Raw genomic sequence first — 20330 nt, 5'->3', positions numbered from 1 at the left:
AGTCTTTTGGCTGAAGGTTTTCCATGGCTTCCCCCTTGATTCAAACAACCATTGATCGGCTCCGGTCTTTTGTGACGCTGCCGACGCAACATGCTTGGCGGATGTACCAAGAAGACGGGGTTGCCAGTAAACAATTTAAGCCAGAATTCACTTCTTTTCAGGCCCAAAAATGCCAAGCGATTCAACCGAATGAAAAGGATTATCTGGTTTTTGAAAAGGGTTTAAAGCTTGTCTGGTTTCACCAAGAAATTGTCATTCCCAAATATCTGTGTAGCTATGATATTTCAGGTTTAAACGCACGGCTAAATCTGACCTGGTGGGCAGAAATTGCGGCGATTTTTGTCAATGGCAAATTGGTTTGCGAAGGGGATTTGTTTGATTCGTCAACGCGCTTGTTACTAACAGACAAGGCCCAGCCTGGTGAAACTTTTGCCGTGGCGATCGCCTTAGTGAGTCCCGGCCATGACATTGGTGCGTTGATGAAGTCAGAGTTACTTTTTGAAGCACCGGATTTAGCGCAGATTGAACCGGGCAGTTTCGCCACAGAGCTGCAAATTCTCAGTCATTATTTGCAGGATGCACCTGAGAAAATTGCACTCCTAGAACAAGAACTAAACAATATTCCCTGGAATTTAGTCACTGAAACTGAGCAATTTCAGCACAGCCTCACAGAAATTCGCGCTGCACTAATTCCCCTGGCGAACTTGATTAAAGACCGAAAATTTTATGTGCTAGGTCACGCGCACCTCGATATGGCTTGGCTGTGGACAACGGATGAAACTTGGGTCGTTGGGCAACGCACCTTTCAATCGGTGATCAATCTCCAGCAGGAATTTCCAGAACTTGTTTTCGGCCATAGCACCCCAGCTTTGTATGAATGGATCGAAGAAAATCGCCCGGAACTGTGGCAAAACATCAAACAAGCCATTGAGCGCAATACCTGGGAAATGCTGGGGGGGATGTGGGTCGAACCCGATGTAAATTTGGTGTCTGGAGAGTCGATTATTCGTCAATTTCTCTATGGTCAGCAATACTTTTTGGAGAAATTTGGGAAGCGTTCGACGACCGCCTGGCTACCAGATACCTTCGGTTTTCCCAATCAACTGCCTCAACTAGCAAAACACTGCGCCATCGAAGCCTTTGGTACCGGCAAACTCCATTGGAACGATACAAATCCCTTTCCCCATGGGTTGTTTTGGTGGCGATCGCCCGATGGCAGTGAACTATTGACCCTGATGACGCCCCCCAATGTCACGGGGATTATGGATACAAACCCGGTCACCATGACCAATTACGCCCTGAAATGGGAGCAGCAAACAGGTTTACGGGATATCTTTTGGCTACCCGGGGTGGGAGATCATGGGGGCGGCCCGACTAAAGATATGTTGCAGGTGGCCCGTAAATGGCAGCAGTCATCGTTTTTCCCGCAACTGCAATTTTCAACCGTTGAAACCTATCTCCAACAGGTCAAAAATACGCCCAATTTACCCATTTGGGAAGATGAACTGTATCTCGAATTGCACCGGGGTTGCTATACCGTACACCGGGATCAAAAAGTTTTTAATAGCCAATGTGAAATTCTGCTGCGGCAAGTGGAAATCTGGTCGGCGATCGCCCAAAATTTATCCCGAGAAAATCAAACAAAATTAGATTTTCAAGCCCAAATCACCCATCTCTGGAAAAAGGTTTTATTTAATCAATTCCATGACATTTTACCTGGGACTTCTATTCCAGAGGTCTTCACGGAAGCAAATCAACAGTGGCAAGCTGTGCTCAGCGCCGGGGAAGCAATGTTAACCGAAAGTTTAGAGGCGATCGCCCAGCAGATTAACTACGAAAACCCGCCAGCTGACAACGCTCAGCCCTTGCTGCTATTTAATGATTTCAACTGGGAGCGCTCGGAAACTTTTAGCTGCCCCATTGCCCAACCGATTAGTGTTTATGACTGCACTGGCGCAATGGTAAAAACGCAAATGATCACTGAAATATCAACTGATAATACTGATAATGATGAGCGGCCCTATTTTTTGTCTTTTCAGGCGGTTGTTCCCAGTGTTGGTTATGCCCTTTATTGGTTAGTGCCAAATCCCCAGGCGCCTATTCAAAAAGCCGCAGATTTAGAAAACGAAACAGAATTTATTTTAGAAAATGCGTTTTTAAAAGTAGCAATTGATCCAGCAACGGGGGATATTGCCCAGTGCTTTGATAAAGTGCAACAGAAAAATATTTTTGCTGGCCCTAGTAATCAGTTCCAAGCATTTGCAGATCAAGGCCAATATTGGGATGCCTGGGACATTGCACCAGATTATGAAACAAACCCCTTAGCACCGGCCCAACTCGTTTCGATTCACTGGCAAGAAAAAAATCCAGTCCGCGCGATTATCCGCGTTAAAAAACAGTTAAGCCAATCTACGTTTACCCAGGATTACCACTTAGAACAGGATAGTCAGCTCCTCAAAATTTATACCACTGCCGACTGGCAGGAAGACCAGGTTGTGTTGAAGGTGGCTTTTCCCTTCGACTTACCCGATGCCAGTTGCACCTACGAAACCCCCTGTGGGGCGATCGCCCGTCAACCGGAAGCCGATCCAGCAAAATGGGAAGTGCCAGCTCTGCGGTGGGCAAATTTTCATAACGCAGATTATGGGGTGAGCATTCTGACGAAAAATCACCATGGTTATGATGCAAAAGCCCAGCAACTGCGCCTAACATTACTCAAAAGTCCTCGCTGGCCAGACCCAGCGGCAGACCGTGGCCGCCATCAACTTGCCTATGCGATTTATCCCCATCAAAAGTCTTGGCAACAGGCAAAGACAGTGCAAATGGCCCGGGCCTTTAATGCCCCGTTACGGGCCTATTTCCCAACAATTGCTCACCAAAATCAAAAATTAGCACCAGAGCATTCTTTTTTGAATTTGGGGGCAAATAATTTGATTCTGCTTGCTCTCAAAAAAGCGGAAACCCAATCCGGTTACATTCTCCGTTTCTATGAAGCCCATGGAGAACAAGCGGCGTTGAATTTTCACACCACATTGGACTGGGAAATCACCGAAGCAGTCAATGGCCTCGAAGATTCTTTCGGCCCAGCGCTGAATTTTCAAATTTCACCCTGGAAAATTTACAGTTACCGACTTGATCAGCCGTCGGCATAAAAGAACACCCGTTACTCGTCAATCATTTCAAACATTTTGCTGCTGTCTTCAATGCCGCGATATTGCCAGGCGATCGCCTCCGGGTCTTTGGCCTTGGACCACTGGGCAAAATGTTCGCCGCCTTTCTGGTGGTGGCGGCTGAGGGTGGAGGCATTAGACCGGAGGCGACGGGCGAGATCAGCTTGCTTGAGGATCAGCTTCTTTTTTTTTTCGTTACCGGATTCAGATAATTCGACCGCAACTGAGGACGCCTCCGGGCTACTGTTTAGGGTCGCAGGTGTCGCCATTTCAGACTTGAGTTGGGCGATCGCCTGTTGAATTTCGGCCTGTACCCAAGCCTGGGTGGGCACATGATGGGGGAGCGTTTCAGAGACGATCGCCTGGAGTTCATCTTTGTCTAAAACAGGTGCTGGAAAGCTGCTATTCAAGTCAGTGCTAAAAAAGAGTCGCAGCACCTCCACAATGCCCGTGCCGAGGGCGGGTTTTTCTTTGCCACTTTTTTTCCCTTGGCGCGAAAGACCATTTTCTAAACAGAAAGCGGCCAGACATGCTTCAATTTCCTCGGGGAGATAGGCGGTGACCGCCTTATTTTGTGTACCCATGTTGTCATAGTCCATTACTTTTCCTTTGATTTTACAAAAAAGTAATGGATTTAGTAAATTACTATGTTTTTGAAGCCCCCTATCTTGATCCTCCGTAACCCTCTCAATAGGCGACCATGGCTGATGTGAAATATCTCAAGGATTTTGGCGAAGCGGAAATTCTCCGGCGGCTCCAGCAATTCTGCCCAGCAGAAATCATTGGCGATGATGGTGCAGTTTTGGCGTTCCCACCCCAGGAATCTTTGGTCGTCACCACGGATATTCTCGTGGATGGGGTGCATTTTAGCGATCGCACCATGCCTGCGGAAAAAGTAGGCTGGCGGGCGGTGGCCGCAAATTTATCAGACCTCGCCGCCATGGGCGCAACCCCAATCGGCATCACCGTCGGGCTGTCTTTGCCCCCAGAAACCCCGATGCTTTGGCTAGACCAGCTCTACCAAGGGATGGCCGCCTGTTTAAGCCGTTACAACACGCCCTTAGTCGGTGGAGATTTAACGCGATCGCCCGTGAAAACTGTTGCGATTACGGCCCTGGGCACTGTTTCACCGAACCGCATCATTCAACGGACTGCTGCCAGACCAGGGGATGCCATCGTGGTGACGGGCCACCATGGGGATTCCCGGGCGGGCTTAGAGTTACTCCTCGAACCCGATACGCCCGCCGCCCAGGGATTAGCCGCCGGCGATCGCCAAGCGCTCATCGATGCCCACCAAATGCCCTTACCCAGGCTCGATGCGTTGAACTATTTAACGGCCCTTGCTTTAACTTGGCCCCTCGCCGGCATGGACAGTAGCGACGGGCTAGCCGATGCGGTGCTCCAAATTTGTCAGTGCAGCGGGGTTGGCGCCGTGCTCCAAGCTGATCAACTCCCCATTTCCCCTGCCCTCCGTCGTTACCAGCCCCCAGAAATTTCCCGCCAGTGGGCTCTATACGGCGGTGAAGATTTTCAGTTGGTGCTCTGTCTACCAACGCTTGCCGCCCAAAGCCTCTTACAAATGTTGCCGGGGCAGGGGGCAATTATTGGCCAGATTACCGTTGATCAAACGGTGGCGATCGCCGATGGCACTGGTCGAAAAATCCCTTTAAGTCGCAGCGAAACTTTCCAACACTTCTAGGGGGACAGGGGCAGCCCTGAAACACCATGGACGAAAATTCACCAAAGGGAGCCAATACTATAGGATGAGCTAGATTCAATTTTGACGCTCCCCTGATGGCCAAGCTCCGCGAAATCACCGTTTCTCCCCAACTCAAAAAACACCTCAGCCAAGGCCACCCCTGGATTTATCGGGACAAATTACCCCACAATCTTCGCTTCGAGACAGGGGAATGGCTCCGGGTCAAATGTGGCGGTTGGATAGGCTTTGGCCTCTGGGATAACAAAAGCCCGATCGCCATCCGTATTTTTTCCCAACGCTATCTCCCCGATCCCCCCTGGTTTAAGGCCCAGGTGCAGGCCGCCTGGGATTTGCGCCAACCCCTGCGAGACCAGCATTGTACCGCTTACCGTTGGCTATTCGGGGAAGGCGATCGCCTGCCAGGGATTACGGTCGATCTCTATGGTGAATATGCCGTCATCCAAACCTACATGGAAGCAGCCAATGGGTTACTGGATTGGCTCGTGCGGGCATTGCGGGAAGTCGCCCCTCTCCAAGGGATCCTCTGGCGCACCAAGCATTTAGAAAACCTCGAAGATCGCAGCACCGATAGCAAAACCCAATTGCTCTGGGGCAAAGAACCCAAGGGAGACATCACCGTCACCGAACATGGCCTTGTGTTTCAGGTCAATCTCCAAACCGGACAAAAAACAGGGCTTTTCCTTGACCACCGCGAAAACCGCAAATATCTTGGCGAAATCAGTCGTGATAAAACAGTCCTCAACTGCTTTTCTTACACTGGCGCTTTTTCTTTCTATGCCCTGCGGGGCGGTGCAAGCCATGTGACCAATGTGGATGTGGGCAAACAGCTTGCGGACGTGGCCAAAACCAATGTGCAGTTAAATCACTTCAATCCTCAGCAACATACCTTTGTCACCGCTGATTGTTTTGACGTCTTAAACCGCTATGCCCAGGAAAAACAAACCTTTGATATTGTCATTCTCGATCCCCCCAGTTTCGCGAAAAATAAGAAAAATCGTTTTGCGGCCATCCGCGCCTACACCAAATTAAACGCCCTGGCCCTCCAATGTGTGGCCCCTGGTGGCTTGCTGGTGTCCGCCAGTTGTACCAGCCAAGTCAGTCCCGAAGCTTTTAAGGAAATGCTGTCAAATGCGGCGGCTTCTGCAAACAAATATCTCCAAATTATCCACGAAGCAGGTCAACCAATCGATCACCCGCTGCCCGCTGCTTTCCCCGAGGGCCGCTACCTAAAGTTTGTGGTGGGTAAGGTGCATCAGCCAGTGTGATGATTATCATTCTAGGCATTTGGCGTATTGCCGATGATGCTGCTGATTTTTATGAATGCTTGGGATGCACAATGCCAAACACGGAAGTGTAGCCATGGAGAAAAGTGCGATCGCCTACGGGACCAATTTCTCCGTTACAGAAAAATCCGCCGACATTTGATTCTGGAAAGACTGAGCCAAACAGTGTCGAATCAAAGTTTGGCTCACCATAAAGCCCTTTGCCCCGGCCCAAACAACTAAACATGAGTGCGCCAAAGGGGGGCTGTAATGCCGATTGTTCGCGAAATTGCTGTAACAGGACCGAAAGATCTTCGGCGGAGGTTTCGGCATCCCGCAGGTGGAATTGAATTCTTTGTCCGGCGCGAATGCGATCGCCCACCGCCATTGCCCCAGCCCTGGGGTCGACGCCCAATAAATTCCGCACTAAAAAATCACCGTGGATGAGTTTCTGCTTAAATTCATCCATGGCAATGCCAATGAACAAAGAATCCTGGGCAAGGGCCTGGTCTTCTGCATCCAATTCGGCTAGTAAATCTTGCAGCAGGCGTAAAGGAGAACCCTGGTGGAGGCGATCGCCATCTGCCACCGACAATTCCGTGATGATGTTGCGATCGCATTGGGTAATTTGGTAAACCTCCCCAATGGGCCGGCAACCCTGGGCGACGATCGTTTCCATTTGAATATTGCCCGTGAGTGCCACCCCCACCGTCCCAGAACGCAACAACATCGGCCCGGTATCTTGTTCTGCAACGTAATAAAATAGGCCACTGGGTACTCTCCCCCCCGAGCTGGTGAGTCCTCCCACCTTCGGAGCTTTAGGATAGGCAAAATCTAGCCCAGCCAGCAAATCCGTAATATTTGAAGAAAATGGATCTGATAAAAGCACAAAACTTGGTTCTGCACCCGCCGGAGCCCCAAACACCCCTTGCCACTGGTCAGGGGCACTATCTAAATCGGGTAAATCTTTGTCGGTGACATGGAAAGGAATCACGGCCACATCGGGTAAATGGGCCACCGTCAAACTGAGGGCGGGCTGTTCTTCACATTCCTGGGTTTTCCCCTGGGCATCGGTGCCAATAATGCTCAGGCCACCACAGCCGATCAATACCTTACAGGGCAATTTTTCTGTGAGGAGGGGCAAAACCCGGGCATATTCACTGGCAAAGGCAGCGGAAATAAAGACAATCACAAGGTCTGCGGTCCCTGAAAAGTGACTCTGGATCTGGGCGATCGCCTCATCGATCGCCCCTTCGAGGGATGCTTGGGTCGAAAGGGCATTACGCCACTGAAACGGGTGAGTGATCGCCGTTGATTGCCCCCCGGTGATTCCTAACTTTTTCCACAACGCCTTGAGCATATTAGACATTTCTAAATTTAGTGCGATTTTGAGGATCTCCGAAAGTCTTTAGCTTACAGGGAAAAGGCCCGATAAAACAGGGCATCTTCCAGGGGATATTGCTCCCCAGCAAGGGCTTTTAGGGACGGACGATCACCTTTATTCCAGCGCAAAACTGTAACAGATTATTACAAAAAAGCTGGCATGACGCTATAGCATCTTGACGCCCCCAGGCTGGCTGGGTACAGTAGGGCGGTATACCCCATCGGGTAAAGCTTCCCTTAGTTGTATGCAAGATAAGCAAAAAGTCACCCTCTACCTGCCCCAGGCAGTCCACCGCCAACTCAAAATCAAGGCTGCCCTCGATGCCGACTCCATGTCTGCCCTTGTCGAAAAAGCTGTAGCTTTCTATCTCCAGCACCCGGAGGTCGTCGAAGAAGTGCAAGCCAGCTATGGTCAGACCCACCGCGTCCATATCTGCCCCGATTGCGAAGGCGCCGTGGTCCTGCGGGATGGACAACTGGTATCCCTCAAGCGGCAGCCGACGATCCTCCTTGATGAAGAGATTGCCCAAGATTTGCAAAGTGCAAAGGGTGCAACGGATGGCGCAGAGCTCGTTCCCTGCTAGCTATCTAACTGGCGATCGCCTTTTTTCCTTCCCTTAAATCCCCACCCAGGTCGATGGGGTGCTGGTTCCCTTCTTCCCCCGTTAATCATCAGGACTAAACCCATGAAAGAAGAGCTCAATACCCTTATCCAAGCTCAATACCCCCTGATTTACCTCATCACCCCTGAAGAGGAGCGGGCGGAAGCGGCGATCGCCCACATTGCCCAACTGTGTGAATACGAAAATGTCTTTGTTTGGACAATGACCCACGGTCTGGTGGCCTATGCCTCTGACCGAAAACCCCAGACTCGCACCCTCTCTGCAGAGGCGGCGATTCGCGAAGTCATCCACCACAGTGATCCTGGCATTTTTATCTTCAAAGATTTACATCCCTTTCTCGATGATCCCAGCACCGTCCGGTGGTTGCGGGATGCGATCGCCAGCTTTAGAGGCGCCCAGAAGCACATTATTCTGATGTCTCCCTACCAAAAAGTGCCCCTGGAGTTAGAAAAAGACATCGTTGTCCTTGATTTTCCGTTCCCGACCCTCGACGAACTTGACCAAGTTTTGGGCCAATACCTCAACCCCCGGCAACCCATTTCCCCCGTGGTGCGAGAAAAACTCCTCAAGGCTGCCCTAGGGCTCACCAAAGACGAAGCCGAAAAAGTCTATCGCAAAGCCCAAGTCAAGGCAAAAAAATTGACAGAATCGGAAGTGGAGATTGTCCTTTCTGAGAAAAAGCAGCTCATCCGTCGCAACGGTATTCTCGAATTTATCGAAGAAGATGAAACCATTGACGCCATCGGTGGCCTAGAAGAGCTAAAACGCTGGTTGAAGCAGCGCTCTAACGCCTTCACTGAAGCGGCCCGGGAATATGGCTTGCCTCAACCGAAAGGTATGTTAATCCTTGGTGTTCCCGGTTGTGGGAAATCTCTCCTCGCAAAAACCACCTCCCGGCTCTGGGGACTGCCCCTGCTGCGTTTAGATATGGGCCGCGTTTATGACGGCTCTACCGTAGGGAAATCTGAAGCAAATCTCCGCAGTGCCCTCAAAACTGCTGAATCTATTTCCCCAGCCATCCTATTTATTGATGAATTAGATAAAGCTTTTGCCGGCTCCTCTGGTTCTGCCGATTCTGATGGGGGCACATCCAGTCGGATCTTTGGCTCCTTTCTCACTTGGATGCAGGAAAAAGAGTCGCCCGTGTTCGTGATGGCGACGGCAAACCGCGTCGATCGCCTACCGGGAGAATTTCTCCGCAAGGGACGTTTTGATGAGATCTTTTTCGTTGACCTGCCCAATCCCAGTGAACGGGAAGCCATTTTTAACATCCATCTCCACAAACGTCGGCCCGTTGGCGATCGCTTCGACACAGCACAACTGGCGAATATTTCAGAAGGTTTTTCCGGTGCGGAAATTGAACAGGCAATCATTGCCGCCATGTATGAAGCTTTTGCCCAAGGGCGGGAGTTCACCCAACTGGATATCATTGCGGCAATCAAGGCGACTCTTCCCCTTTCCCGCACCATGACTGAACAGGTCAATAGCCTCCGCGATTGGGCCAGACAAAGAGCCCGGCCTGCTTCAGCCTCCGTTGCTGAATACCAGCGATTGGAGTTCTAACAAGCTTAATCTCGTCCCAGATTAAGGTCAGTAAGATTCCCAGCTTGCTGACAGCCTAAAAGCCACTTTTACAGGTGGTCTTTACACAAAAAAACTCAAATGTTGTTGTTTTTGGAGAACGATTCCAATGTCTCACTTTAGCACTCTCCGGACTAAAATCACCGATGCTGTAGTCCTCAAGACCTCCCTGCAGGATCTCGGTATTTCAGTGAATACTGACACTGCAGTTCGTGGTTACAATGGCCAACAGATCCAAGCAGATATTGTGGCAACCCTAGAAGGGGACTACGACCTGGGTTGGACACGCAACGCCGATGGTAGCTTTGACCTCATTGCTGATCTTTGGGGCGTTGCTAAGAAGCACAATCAGACTGAATTGATCAATTCTATCAATCAAAAATATGCCATCAATAAGACCCTTGCTGACATGAAGCAACGTGGTCTCAACAATGCCAACGTGAAGCTGGTGTTGCAAAAGTAACTCCCAATGCGTTCCCACGAAAATAAGGGTTGGTTTCCCCAAGGAGATCGGCCCTTTTTTATTTTTGAGAGATATTTCAAATAACTATATTCTTGTGATCTTTGCCAATTAATTTTTTTAATTGACTGATTTTTTCATTCCCCTGGGATGATTATTTGTGAAAGCATGGGCAATTCACCTTTTTGCTTTGATCGTAAAATTTACATTACCTTAACTTTATGGATCTTCTTAGGCAGTTAAATCAGGATTATGGCATCCCGGGCATGTTATCTTTTGGCGATCGCCAGCCTGGTTTCCCCAGTATCACCATTGATAATTCCCATGCTGTGGCAGAAATTTCCCTCTATGGGGGCCAAGTTCTCTCCTATCGCCCTAAGGGAGCCGCTGCAAATCTTCTATTTCTTAGCGATCGCAGTCAGTATCAAAAGGGCAAAGCCATTCGCGGTGGCATTCCCCTCTGTTGGCCTTGGTTCGGAGCTGATCCAGAGGGCTCTGGACGGGCGAATCACGGCTTTGGGCGCGATCGCCTTTGGGCAGTCCGACAAACCATAACCCTTGCCAATGGTTCAACCCAGGTGATTTTAGGTTTAGGGGACGATGCTGATACCCACAACATTTGGGATTATGCTTTTGATTTGCTAATTACCATTACTGTTGGTGAAACCCTCGAGATTGAGCTCACCACCTACAATCGCGATCAACAGCCCTTTCGTCTTACCCAAGCTCTCCATAGCTATTTCACCGTGGGAGATATTCAACGCGTGAAAGTGTTCGGTCTCGCTGGCTTAGATTACCTCGATAAAGTCGATGGCAACCGCCTCAAAAACCAACTAGGAGAAGTCTCGATCCAAGGGGAAGTGGATCGTATTTACCAACAGGCACCCAACAAATTACTGATCGAAGATCCTGCCCTTGACCGCAAGATCGAAATTCAAAGTCGAAACAGTACAACGGTGATCGTCTGGAACCCTGGCCCAGAGAAAACGGCCACCATGGGGGATTTACATCCCGACGCCTACAAATCATTTCTTTGTGTTGAAACAGCGAATGCCGCTGCTGAGGTGATTATTCTCACCCCAGGCGATCGCCATAGCCTTGGTGTCACCTACCGTCTCTTGTAGCTGGTACCGAAAAATCACAGGCTGAGTTAAGATTCAATGCTCACTAACACCACTGTCACATTATCAGACCCACCATTATCTTTGGCCGTTTCGACTAAATTCGTAGCGGCTTGGTCTAGGTCATCATTAGCGCTCAGGATAAATTGAATTTCCGAATCATCGACTTCTTCGGTGAGCCCATCACTACACAACAAGAGGCGATCGCCTGGCTTAATATCTAAGGGAGAAATATCAATCAAACTCAAATCCTTGCGGCCCAGGCATTGGGAAAGTACATGGCGCCAGGGGTGGGCCTTTGCCTGTTCCGCTGTGATATCCCCCGATTGGACGGCCTGGGAAACCCAAGTATGATCCCCAGTTACCTGAATTAACGCATCCCCATGGAAGCTATAGAGCCGCGAGTCTCCTACATGGGCCCGCCACGCTTGGTCTCCGTGAAAAAGCACGAGCACAACCGTAGTTCCCATATCCTGGCGCGCAGGATTTTCTAATTGATCTGCAAGAATCGCCTCGTTGGCTTTGGAAATTGCTGTCTCTAGGGTTTTTTCCGCGCTTTCAGCATTCCCCCAGGTTGCTTCTAAATATTGCTTAATGCTCTCTACAGCGATGCGACTCGCCTCTTCCCCCCCCGCATGGCCACCCATGCCATCGGCAACAATGAAAAATCGCCCCTCGGGATCGCAGTAGTGAGAATCTTGGTTAGCAGAACGCACTAATCCGGGGTCAGTGTGTCCCGTAAAACGACATTTCATAAGCATGGTTTCGGGGAAATTAGGTGGAGAAAGGTAGCCTTAAGCTTACCTAAAATTTAACTAAAATTTGCGGTCATAGCGATCTAGTTTTCGCAAGAGGCGCCACAAAGCCCAGCCAGGGACTAAGGCGATCGCCCCTACCACCGCCATCGGAATCCAAGCCCCATTCACATAGAGCAGGGTTGCCGAGAGTAGCAGGGCACAGAAAATCAAAGTGTAATTCGTCGCTAATTGCATGCCCCCCAGCTTGCGGAGCAACCGATCTGATTCTTGGGCCCGCACCCGAATTCGAATATCACCCCGGTCTAACTTGTCGATCGTATCCTCAATGCGTCTGGGTAAACCGAGGGTTGAGGTACTCAACTGGGCCGCCTGACGACCTAGTTGATCAATGATGTTGCTGCCACTGGGGAAATTTTCACTCATAACTTGCAGGGCAAATGGCTGAGCCACCGCCATAAAATTGAACTCTGGATCAAGGCCTTTGCCGACCCCTTCTAGGGTTGAAAAAGCGCGCATCACAAAAGTGAACGTTGCTGGGAAGCGGAAAGGTTGATCATAGGCAATTTCATACAGATCATCACTGATCGCCGTGATCGACTGGGCTTCAAAGGGTTTATCCATGAAGTTATCCAGCATAAATTGAATCGAACGGCGCACTGGGGCCAAATCCCCCGTTGCCTCCACAGCCCCGAGGGTCACAAGAGAATCTAAGACACGATCCGCATTTTTTTCAGTCACCCCCATCATGGTTTCCATTAAACCCGCCTTCACATTAGCTTTGATTTCTCCCATCATGCCAAAATCATAAAAAATCAAGGCTCCGTCGGGACTAACAGCTAAATTTCCGGGGTGAGGGTCAGCATGGAAAAAGCCATCGTTGAGCAGTTGTTGCAGATAGGCCCGTGCGCTCAGTCTTGCCAATTCTTTCCGCTCTAGGCCCGCCGCCTCGATCGCCTCATAGTGACTGATTTTAATGCCGGGCAAATATTCTAAAGTTAGAACCCTGGGGGAAGCATAACGCCAGTAGACCTTGGGCACTTTCACCCAATCCATGCCCCGAAAGTTACGGCGGAATGTATCAGCACTGCGACCTTCCTTGAGATAGTCCACTTCCTGCCAGAGGATACGACAACATTCGTCATAAATACCCAGCCAATCACGATTTTTACCCCAGCGGGGATGGTTTTGGAAATACCAAGCAATCTTTTTCAGGATTGCCAGGTCAATGGTGAACAACTGCTTCAGGCCAGGCCGCTGCACTTTCACCACCACCTCTTCGCCGCTGTGGAGTTGAGCTTTGTGGACTTGGCCGAGACTAGCTGCCGCGAGGGGCACTGGGTCGAAGCTCCGAAACAGGGTATTGAGAGGTTTACCCAGATCAGCTTCGATAATTTGCCTGGTCTGCTCGTAGGAAAAGGCTGGTACTCGGTCCTGGAGCTGGGAGAGTTCACTCACATATTCTTCAGGAAACAGATCAGCGCGGGTGGAAAAAAGCTGACCCACTTTAATGAAGGTTGGCCCCAACTCTAGGAGGCTGTCCTTAATCCATTTGGCCTGGATACGACGGCGGACAGTGAGCTTTTCTTCGGTAAAGCCCCCGGCATAGGTCCATTTTTTGCCATTACGGATCAGCTTGAAGATCAAAGTGAGGACAAAGACCCAAATGTCAAAGCGACGCCGGGTTTTGGAGTAGTTCCCCCGATTCCAGCGGTAGGTGGATTTTGCCCGTTCTAGGTGCGGTGTAGGGGTCGCTTGATTGGGGCTAGATACCCTGGAATTGGCTTGGGGAGACAGAGCAGACACAAAAATTTTGCCTATCGAAATGGTTATACAGGGAAGTCAAAAACAGGAAAAGTCTAGTTTTGGGAATCGCGATACTGTTTTAATTCCGCTTTTAAGCTGGCAATTTCGGCCCGGAGGTTATCGATCATTTCTTGCAAGTCGGTAGGATTATCATCGCCATCAATATCAATGGTAATCGGGCGACTCGCATTTCCTTGTTTGTTTGCATCTCGTTCGGCCCGGGTTTCAACTTCTTTGATAAATTCTTGAACCCATTGATTGCGCTCTGCATCGAGCTTACCGAGGTCACTGAGGAGATCGGTGAGACTTTCTTCAACGCGTTCTTTGAGGACTTCGGCAAAGGCACGACCGTAGGACAGAGCTTGGAAGAGGGGGTTGTTCATGGGACGCAACATTTCTTAATGGGTTTCGTTAGAAATTATATCTACTTCCTTCCTTTTTCGTCTGGTGGCGATCGCCTCACCAATGACCTGGGCGATCCGGATTCTCTTGTAAATAATTGCGCCAGAAAAGTATGTTAAATTAGCAATCTTCCCACTGGTCATCGATTTGAAGGACATATGAGCAGCGAAATTAAGCAAGTTTCTGGCACAGGGATCCCACTCCGGGGTAACGACATCGACACAGACCGGATTATTCCGGCGCGTTTCCTCAAATGTGTGACCTTCGACGGCCTTGGGGAACAGGCTTTTGCAGACGATCGCCAGCAGCTAAACGGCGAACATCCCTTTGATTTACCCCAATATCAAGGGGCGAATATTTTGGTAGTCAATGGTAATTTTGGTTGTGGATCTTCCCGGGAACACGCCCCCCAAGCGCTCTTGAAATGGGGCATCCAAGCGGTCGTGGGCGAAAGTTTTGCGGAAATTTTCTTTGGTAACTGTCTTGCCAATGGGGTCCCCTGTGTGACCGCAGATCGCGCCACGGTTGAAGCATTGCAGGCGCAGTTGGAAGCGGATCCCCAGGCAGCGACCAAGGTTGATGTGGAAAATCTAACCGTCCACTGCGGCAATTGGTCTGGCTCGGTCAGCCTTGGGGAAGGGGCAAGACAGGCCTTGATCAGGGGGACTTGGGATAGCTGTGGCCAACTGGTCGCGAGTGAAGCGGATATCGCAGCCACGGCCCAAAACCTGCCCTACCTCGCCTGGGCTTAGACCATGGCCCAATGGGAGCTGTATAAGGAATTTCGGTTTGAGGCGGCCCACCAACTGCCTCACCATGACGGCAAATGTGCCCGGCTCCATGGCCATAGCTGGGTAATGCGGGTGTATCTGCGGGGCGATCGCCTACATACAACAGGGCCGAAACAGGGGATGCTCTTTGATTTCGGTGACATCAAGAAATATGTCCAGCCGCTCTTGGACCAATACCTCGATCACTACCACCTCAATGATTCCCTGGGGATGGAAAGTCCCACCAGCGAGGCGATCGCCCAGTGGATTTATGGGGAACTTAAAAAAGTAAATTTACCTGGATTGGCGGCGGTAGAAATCAAAGAAACCTGTACCGCCGGCTGCATCTACACCGAAGACTAATGGCGGCCTCGTTTTATCTCGGTCTTGATTTCGGCACTTCCGGGGTGCGGGCGATCGCGATTACAGAGGAGCAGAAAATTGCCCAAACCATGAGCCTCGATGCCATTGACCAAACCCCCCAGGCTTGGCACGATGCCCTTTGGTATTTACTTGCAGAATTAAACAGCGACATTCGCCAAAATCTCCAGGTGATCGCCCTCAATGGCACCTCAGGCACGGTTCTACTCTGTGATGCCGCAGGAAACCCCACCACGGAAGCCTTGCTCTACAACGATGACCGTGGTCGGTCGGTTTTATCGAGTCTCACCAATTTTGCCCCGCCTGAGCATTTGGTGTATTCAGCCACCTCTAGCCTCGCGAAATTAATTTGGTTTGAGGCCCAGGGACTGGCGAATCAAGCCAGTTATTTTCTCCACCAGACGGATTGGCTCAGTGCCCTCCTCCATGGTCAATGGGGCCTCAGCGATTACCACAACGCCTTGAAATTAGGCTATGACGTGGAAAATTTCGCCTATCCCCCTTGGTTACAAAGCCATGCTTTGTTTTCCCTTCTGCCCCAGATAGAAACCCCAGGGGGGGGACGGCGACCAATTCTCCCGGCGATCGCCCAACGCTTTGGGATCAATCCTGCCTGTCAAGTTTGTGCCGGGACGACCGATAGCATTGCTGCTTTTATGGCCAGTGGCGTTCAGCAAGTTGGGGAAGCTGTTACATCCCTTGGATCGACTTTGGTCCTGAAATTATTAGGCGATCGCCCGGTGCAGGATCTTGAGACCGGGGTTTATAGTCACCGCTTTGGGAAGCTTTGGCTGGTCGGTGGGGCTTCTAATACAGGGGGCGCTGTCCTGAAACATTACTTTGACGAAACCCAATTGCAAGAACTTAGTGCCACCATCGATCCCAGCCAGGATAGCGGCTTAAACTATTATCCTTTGCTCAAACCAGGCGATCGCTTTCCGGTAAATGATCCCAATCTGCAACCGCGATTAACACCCCGACCTGCGGATTCTCGCCAGTTTCTCCAGGGACTGCTGGAGGCGATCGCCCGCATCGAAGCCCAGGGATATCGCCAACTGGAGGCATTAGGCGCTCCCTCGGTCAAAACAGTATTCACCGCTGGCGGCGGTGGCAAAAATCCTACCTGGACAAAGATCCGGGCCCGTTATTTGGGTTGCCCCGTCGACGTCTCTCCCCAACCGGAAGCGGCCTATGGCAGTGCAATCCTGGCCCAGGGGGGCTTACCTTCAAGTTAGCAGCGCGGCCTTTCAATCATGAAAAGAAGGATGCCAGACCCCCAAGTAGAGGCGATCGCCTTCTTTGCGTTGAATTTGACCCCGATGGCTACTGGTGCGAAAGGATTGGCTATTGCTATTGCGTCGGTAGACATTTTCTAAAGCTTGGCGCGCTTCTGTCGAGCTTCCTTCCGGCAATAGGCCACTGAGGGTTTGTTGAATCACACGGAGGGGAGTCCCTGCGGGGAAAGACACCTCCGTTTGGCCTAATCGCCCCGTGTTGTTGTCAATGATGTAGCCGAGACTAACATTCTTGCCGCCATAGTTACTGTAAAGCAGGGCCGTGCTGTTTCCCCATACCCCGCGACTCTGCTGAGTTGGCGGCACAGGAATAATTTCCGGGATCGCATCAGCTGGTGTACCTACGGGAATGTTAGGAATATCTTCCGCTTCGGGCACAGCGCCGGGTGAAGACTCCGGGGGCTGCTCTGGATCGGGTTCAGGGACGGGTTCCGGTTCCGGCTCTGGTTCGGGAATGGGTTCCGGCTCCGGCTCTGGTTCAGGAATGGGTTCCGGTTCTGGTTCGGGAATAGGTTCCGGTTCCGACTCCGGAATGGGGTTGAAATCCACAGGGGGTAAGATTGGTTCGGTATTTAGGGCCGGATCTTCAGGAAATGTTTGCGGTTCAGGCGATCGCCCGACTAGGGCAAAGGTCAACCAAATCCCTGCACTGATACCGACCGCGCTGAAAAAGATCGTTAAAATCGCCAAACGCCAACAACCACTACTTTCCGCCTCTTGGGGTTGCGCTGCAGTGGTGGTGTTCATCAGAACCGTTTGCCTTCTGGGAGTTCCCACAACCCGAGTTGCTGTGGTTTGGCTGCTGTTCTGGTCGATGGCAACGGGGGTCACAGCGGCCATCCCTGTTCCGCCAAGGGCTTTTAACATCGCTTGGGCTGTGGGAAAGCGATCACGGGGATGAAATTTCACCGCCTTAGTGATCACCTGACCAAGGGGTGTCTGGAGATAAGGAAAATCCTGTTGCCAAATTAATTCCCCCGTTTGCGGATCATTAGGAAACTGTTGGGGCGCTTGGCCCGTAAGCAGAAAAATCGCCGTAAAACCAAGGCCATAGAGGTCACTGGAATAGACAGGCCGCCCGGTGCCCTGTTCTGGGGCCATATAGCCAGGGGTCCCGATCGCCACCGAAACTGGTTGGCTTAGATCTAGATGGATCGCTGTAGTGAGGGCTTCTTTGACCGCCCCAAAATCGATCAAAACGGGCTTGCGATCACGGGTGCGCAGAATAATATTTTCTGGTTTGATATCCCGGTGAATAATGTATTGGTCATGGACAAGCTGTAAAACTGGCAGGAGATCAGTCAAAATTTGCTGTACCTGGGGTGGGGTCAAGGCTCCCTGTTCTTTCACAATGTCCTGTAGGGTCAGGCCATCAATCCATTCCTGCACCAGGTAAAAGCGCCCTTGTTCTTCGAAGTAAGCGTAGAGTTTTGGAATTTGATTATGCTTTTCCCCTAACCCTTCAAGAATCGCGGCTTCCCGTTGAAACCGCCGCTGCATTTCCTGAACCATTTGTGGGTTTGTGGCATTGACCTTAAGGGATTTCAATACACATTGTCGTTGGGAAGGCAACTGTAAATCCTTCACCAAGAAAGTATCCCCAAAGCCCCCCTGTCCGAGGGTCTTCACGATTTGGTAACGGCCATTGATCAAGGAAGATTGCATAGGGATTGATGTAGGAAGAGGCGCAGATTTTATTTTACATGGCTCGTTTCTGAGTTGGCGATCGCCCGTTCGCACCCCAGCGATTACAATTGCAGGCAGCTAAACACCCGCATCAATCCAGAGCCTGATTGCTATGAATCATCCCCTTCCCCCCGCCGCCGAAAAACTCAACCTTTCCACAAAAATTGCTTTTGGGGCAGGCGATGTAGGGACTGCCCTGACCGCAAATGTGTTGGTGTTTTTTCTGTTGTACTTTTTTACCCAGGTGGCAGGGTTGCCGCCGGGCCTCGCGGGGAGCATTTTGATGATCGGCAAAATTTCTGATGCCATTAATGATCCGATTATTGGGATTTTGAGCGATCGCACCCGGCATCCTTTGGGCAGGAGGTTGCCCTGGATGCTGGGGGGAATACTTCCCTTTGTTCTTGTCTTTTTTTGTCAGTGGTTGGTTCCCCAATTCAGCCCTGTAGTACAGATAAATCATTGGTTGTTATTTGTTTACTATGTTTTGGTGGGGGTAATTTTTAACCTCGCCTATACGATGGTGAATCTGCCCTACACGGCCCTGACCCCAGAATTGACCCAAGATTACAATGAGCGCACGAGCCTCAATAGTTTTCGGTTTAGCTTCTCCATTGGAGCCAGTATTTTTTCGCTAATTGTGGCGCGGTTTATTTTTGCGGCTTATCCCGATGATCTGTTCTTTCAGTATGCTCTCTTGGGCCTGGTGTGCTCTGGCTTTGCGGGGTTAACCCTTCTTTGGTGCACCTTACGACTCCAAGAAAAGGGGCGATCGCCTATGTTGCAACTCAAGCAGCGACAACGGTTAGGACAAATTTTATGGGGTTTGGCGGTCCTCAGTTTTTTAGCGGTGCTTATTTTAGGCCTCAACCAAGGTCAATTTCTCTGGCTCTTTCTCTTGACATCAGTGGGTTTACTCTTTGCTGTGGCAGGTTGGACATTTGTGTATTCTGTGCCCGAATCTCACCTCAGTGTCAATCCGGCAACCCCCACTGAAACAGTGGTGCCCATTCCCTTTCGGCAACAGCTCAAAATCGCCTTTAGTAACAAACCCTTTTTGTTTGTAATTGGCATTTATCTTGCGTCTTGGTTAGCGATTCAGCTGACTGCCTCGATTTTGCCCTACTTCGTGATTAACCTCATGGGGTTGCCGGAAGCGATGTTTCCCAATGTGGCCCTCGCAGTCCAGGGCACAGCCTTAATTCTCCTTTTTGTGGCCAGTGCCCTCAGCAAAAAATTCGGTAAAAAAGCCGTTTATTTTGGTGGTGTACTCCTGTGGATCATTGCTCAAGTGGGACTATTTTTCTTACAACCTGGTCAGATCGGGCTGATGTTTACCTGCGCAATTCTCGCTGGGTGTGGCGTTTCGGTGAGCTATCTAATTCCCTGGTCGATGGTTCCCGATGTCATCGAATTGGATGAACTAACCACAGGCCAGCGGCGGGAAGGCATTTTCTATGGATTTATGGTGCTCTTGCAAAAGATGGGCCTCGCCATTAGTTTATTTCTTGTGGGTCAAGCCCTGGCTTGGGCAGGATTTGTAGAATCAGTACCGGGCCAAGCTCCCCCAGTACAACCAGAATCGGCTCTCTTTGCGATCCGCATGGCGATCGCCCCTGTACCGACCCTCGCCCTATTCGTTGGCCTAGGATTGGCTTATTTTTATCCAATTACCCAGCAATATCACGAAGAAATTCGCCTCAAACTCGCAGAACGCAAGCAAAATTAACCTTGGGTCTTTGTTTAGAACCCCAGACCCCAGAAGTTGCGGAAATACTATCCGGTTCGTTGACCCTTGGCGGTAGAATGAAGGGAAAGGTGTGTATCCCTTCACATTCAAAGCAAATCCTGGCCAAACGCTTAATATCGAGCCTTTAAACCATCTGTGATTACTCTTACTCTATTGCATCCTATT

Annotated in this window: 18 protein-coding genes; 11 read left to right on the top strand and 7 right to left on the bottom strand. The window is 50.5% G+C overall.

Annotated elements, in window-relative coordinates:
• Positions 1 to 23: 23 nt before the first annotated feature.
• Positions 24 to 3152: an alpha-mannosidase gene (locus ACZ45B_RS04490; RefSeq protein WP_024544717.1), complete on the top strand. Its 3129-nt coding sequence runs from the start codon at positions 24 to 26 to the stop codon at positions 3150 to 3152.
• An 11-nt stretch (positions 3153 to 3163) separates the two neighbouring features.
• Here ACZ45B_RS04490 and ACZ45B_RS04485 read toward each other — a convergent pair whose 3' ends face one another.
• The gene (locus ACZ45B_RS04485; RefSeq protein WP_464675003.1) at positions 3164 to 3769 is read right to left on the bottom strand and encodes a hypothetical protein; all 606 of its coding nucleotides are present in this window, start codon (positions 3767 to 3769) and stop codon (positions 3164 to 3166) included.
• 101 nt (positions 3770 to 3870) lie between these two features.
• Here ACZ45B_RS04485 and thiL point away from each other — a divergent pair, with 101 nt between their 5' ends.
• Together thiL and ACZ45B_RS04475 are read left to right on the top strand one after the other, a co-directional pair.
• Positions 3871 to 4869, top strand: coding sequence for a thiamine-phosphate kinase (gene thiL / locus ACZ45B_RS04480; RefSeq protein WP_464675002.1), 999 nt, complete (start codon positions 3871 to 3873; stop codon positions 4867 to 4869).
• A gap of 95 nt (positions 4870 to 4964) precedes the next feature.
• Positions 4965 to 6155: a class I SAM-dependent rRNA methyltransferase gene (locus ACZ45B_RS04475; protein WP_024545939.1), complete on the top strand. Its 1191-nt coding sequence runs from the start codon at positions 4965 to 4967 to the stop codon at positions 6153 to 6155.
• A gap of 49 nt (positions 6156 to 6204) precedes the next feature.
• Here ACZ45B_RS04475 and ACZ45B_RS04470 read toward each other — a convergent pair whose 3' ends face one another.
• Complete coding sequence (locus ACZ45B_RS04470) at positions 6205 to 7458, bottom strand: FIST signal transduction protein (protein ID WP_024545940.1); 1254 nt, start codon at positions 7456 to 7458, stop codon at positions 6205 to 6207.
• 322 nt (positions 7459 to 7780) lie between these two features.
• Here ACZ45B_RS04470 and ACZ45B_RS04465 point away from each other — a divergent pair, with 322 nt between their 5' ends.
• From ACZ45B_RS04465 to ACZ45B_RS04450, 4 genes are all read left to right on the top strand, one after another.
• Positions 7781 to 8119 carry a slr0373 family blue light stress response protein gene (locus ACZ45B_RS04465; protein WP_024545941.1) on the top strand — a complete coding sequence of 113 codons (339 nt, stop codon included), beginning with the start codon at positions 7781 to 7783 and terminating at the stop codon, positions 8117 to 8119.
• Between the two features lie 102 nt (positions 8120 to 8221).
• Positions 8222 to 9721, top strand: a complete 1500-nt coding sequence (gene ycf46 / locus ACZ45B_RS04460; RefSeq protein ID WP_024545942.1) for a stress-responsive protein Ycf46 — start codon at positions 8222 to 8224, stop codon at positions 9719 to 9721.
• Positions 9722 to 9848: 127 nt separating this feature from the next.
• A complete protein-coding gene (locus tag ACZ45B_RS04455; protein ID WP_024545943.1) occupies positions 9849 to 10202 on the top strand; it encodes a DUF1257 domain-containing protein in 354 nt (117 codons plus the stop codon).
• A 218-nt stretch (positions 10203 to 10420) separates the two neighbouring features.
• On the top strand, positions 10421 to 11323 hold the full coding sequence (locus tag ACZ45B_RS04450; protein WP_024545944.1) for a D-hexose-6-phosphate mutarotase: 903 nt from the start codon (positions 10421 to 10423) through the stop codon (positions 11321 to 11323).
• 26 nt (positions 11324 to 11349) lie between these two features.
• Here ACZ45B_RS04450 and ACZ45B_RS04445 read toward each other — a convergent pair whose 3' ends face one another.
• From ACZ45B_RS04445 to ACZ45B_RS04430, 4 genes are read right to left on the bottom strand one after another with little or no spacing between them, the layout of a single operon-like run.
• Positions 11350 to 12075: a Stp1/IreP family PP2C-type Ser/Thr phosphatase gene (locus ACZ45B_RS04445; protein WP_024545945.1), complete on the bottom strand. Its 726-nt coding sequence runs from the start codon at positions 12073 to 12075 to the stop codon at positions 11350 to 11352.
• 60 nt (positions 12076 to 12135) lie between these two features.
• Positions 12136 to 13881 carry an ABC1 kinase family protein gene (locus ACZ45B_RS04440; RefSeq protein WP_024545946.1) on the bottom strand — a complete coding sequence of 582 codons (1746 nt, stop codon included), beginning with the start codon at positions 13879 to 13881 and terminating at the stop codon, positions 12136 to 12138.
• A 53-nt stretch (positions 13882 to 13934) separates the two neighbouring features.
• Positions 13935 to 14264 (bottom strand): DUF6825 family protein, encoded by a 330-nt coding sequence (locus ACZ45B_RS04435; RefSeq protein WP_024545947.1) that lies wholly within the window; start codon positions 14262 to 14264, stop codon positions 13935 to 13937.
• A gap of 15 nt (positions 14265 to 14279) precedes the next feature.
• Positions 14280 to 14426, bottom strand: coding sequence for a hypothetical protein (locus ACZ45B_RS04430; protein ID WP_464675001.1), 147 nt, complete (start codon positions 14424 to 14426; stop codon positions 14280 to 14282).
• A 15-nt stretch (positions 14427 to 14441) separates the two neighbouring features.
• Here ACZ45B_RS04430 and leuD point away from each other — a divergent pair, with 15 nt between their 5' ends.
• Genes leuD through ACZ45B_RS04415 form a run of 3 tightly spaced genes read left to right on the top strand, consistent with a single transcriptional unit; the run spans position 14442 to position 16669 of the window.
• Entirely contained in the window at positions 14442 to 15035 is a 594-nt protein-coding gene (gene leuD, locus ACZ45B_RS04425; RefSeq protein ID WP_024545948.1) for a 3-isopropylmalate dehydratase small subunit, read from the top strand.
• A 3-nt stretch (positions 15036 to 15038) separates the two neighbouring features.
• The gene (gene queD / locus ACZ45B_RS04420) at positions 15039 to 15416 is read left to right on the top strand and encodes a 6-carboxytetrahydropterin synthase QueD (protein ID WP_096417017.1); all 378 of its coding nucleotides are present in this window, start codon (positions 15039 to 15041) and stop codon (positions 15414 to 15416) included.
• A complete protein-coding gene (locus tag ACZ45B_RS04415; RefSeq protein WP_024545949.1) occupies positions 15416 to 16669 on the top strand; it encodes an FGGY-family carbohydrate kinase in 1254 nt (417 codons plus the stop codon). Before queD ends, ACZ45B_RS04415 begins: the two co-directional genes overlap by 1 nt.
• Positions 16670 to 16681: 12 nt before the next feature.
• Here the strand turns inward: ACZ45B_RS04415 and ACZ45B_RS04410 are convergent, their stop codons facing one another.
• Positions 16682 to 18394 carry a serine/threonine-protein kinase gene (locus ACZ45B_RS04410; RefSeq protein ID WP_024545950.1) on the bottom strand — a complete coding sequence of 571 codons (1713 nt, stop codon included), beginning with the start codon at positions 18392 to 18394 and terminating at the stop codon, positions 16682 to 16684.
• A gap of 133 nt (positions 18395 to 18527) precedes the next feature.
• On the opposite strand from ACZ45B_RS04410, the gene ACZ45B_RS04405 reads away from it, so the two are divergent.
• Positions 18528 to 20144: an MFS transporter gene (locus tag ACZ45B_RS04405; protein ID WP_024545951.1), complete on the top strand. Its 1617-nt coding sequence runs from the start codon at positions 18528 to 18530 to the stop codon at positions 20142 to 20144.
• The last annotated feature ends 186 nt before the right edge of the window (positions 20145 to 20330 follow it).

It is taken from the genome of Picosynechococcus sp. NKBG15041c, from assembly GCF_055380235.1.
The sequence above is the reverse complement of the archived record's forward strand: the minus strand, read 5'-3'. Positions and strand labels throughout refer to the sequence as shown.

What these genes read in the sequence shown, in the direction of transcription:
- ACZ45B_RS04490 (WP_024544717.1), top strand. Translation starts at nt 24, where the DNA reads ATGGCTTCCCCCTTGATTCAAACAACCATTGATCGGCTCCGGTCTTTT.
- ACZ45B_RS04485 (WP_464675003.1), bottom strand. Translation starts at nt 3,769, where the DNA reads ATGGACTATGACAACATGGGTACACAAAATAAGGCGGTCACCGCCTAT.
- thiL (WP_464675002.1), top strand. Translation starts at nt 3,871, where the DNA reads ATGGCTGATGTGAAATATCTCAAGGATTTTGGCGAAGCGGAAATTCTC.
- ACZ45B_RS04475 (WP_024545939.1), top strand. Translation starts at nt 4,965, where the DNA reads ATGGCCAAGCTCCGCGAAATCACCGTTTCTCCCCAACTCAAAAAACAC.
- ACZ45B_RS04465 (WP_024545941.1), top strand. Translation starts at nt 7,781, where the DNA reads ATGCAAGATAAGCAAAAAGTCACCCTCTACCTGCCCCAGGCAGTCCAC.
- ycf46 (WP_024545942.1), top strand. Translation starts at nt 8,222, where the DNA reads ATGAAAGAAGAGCTCAATACCCTTATCCAAGCTCAATACCCCCTGATT.
- ACZ45B_RS04455 (WP_024545943.1), top strand. Translation starts at nt 9,849, where the DNA reads ATGTCTCACTTTAGCACTCTCCGGACTAAAATCACCGATGCTGTAGTC.
- ACZ45B_RS04450 (WP_024545944.1), top strand. Translation starts at nt 10,421, where the DNA reads ATGGATCTTCTTAGGCAGTTAAATCAGGATTATGGCATCCCGGGCATG.
- ACZ45B_RS04445 (WP_024545945.1), bottom strand. Translation starts at nt 12,075, where the DNA reads ATGAAATGTCGTTTTACGGGACACACTGACCCCGGATTAGTGCGTTCT.
- ACZ45B_RS04435 (WP_024545947.1), bottom strand. Translation starts at nt 14,264, where the DNA reads ATGAACAACCCCCTCTTCCAAGCTCTGTCCTACGGTCGTGCCTTTGCC.
- ACZ45B_RS04430 (WP_464675001.1), bottom strand. Translation starts at nt 14,426, where the DNA reads ATGACCAGTGGGAAGATTGCTAATTTAACATACTTTTCTGGCGCAATT.
- leuD (WP_024545948.1), top strand. Translation starts at nt 14,442, where the DNA reads ATGAGCAGCGAAATTAAGCAAGTTTCTGGCACAGGGATCCCACTCCGG.
- queD (WP_096417017.1), top strand. Translation starts at nt 15,039, where the DNA reads ATGGCCCAATGGGAGCTGTATAAGGAATTTCGGTTTGAGGCGGCCCAC.
- ACZ45B_RS04415 (WP_024545949.1), top strand. Translation starts at nt 15,416, where the DNA reads ATGGCGGCCTCGTTTTATCTCGGTCTTGATTTCGGCACTTCCGGGGTG.
- ACZ45B_RS04410 (WP_024545950.1), bottom strand. Translation starts at nt 18,394, where the DNA reads ATGCAATCTTCCTTGATCAATGGCCGTTACCAAATCGTGAAGACCCTC.
- ACZ45B_RS04405 (WP_024545951.1), top strand. Translation starts at nt 18,528, where the DNA reads ATGAATCATCCCCTTCCCCCCGCCGCCGAAAAACTCAACCTTTCCACA.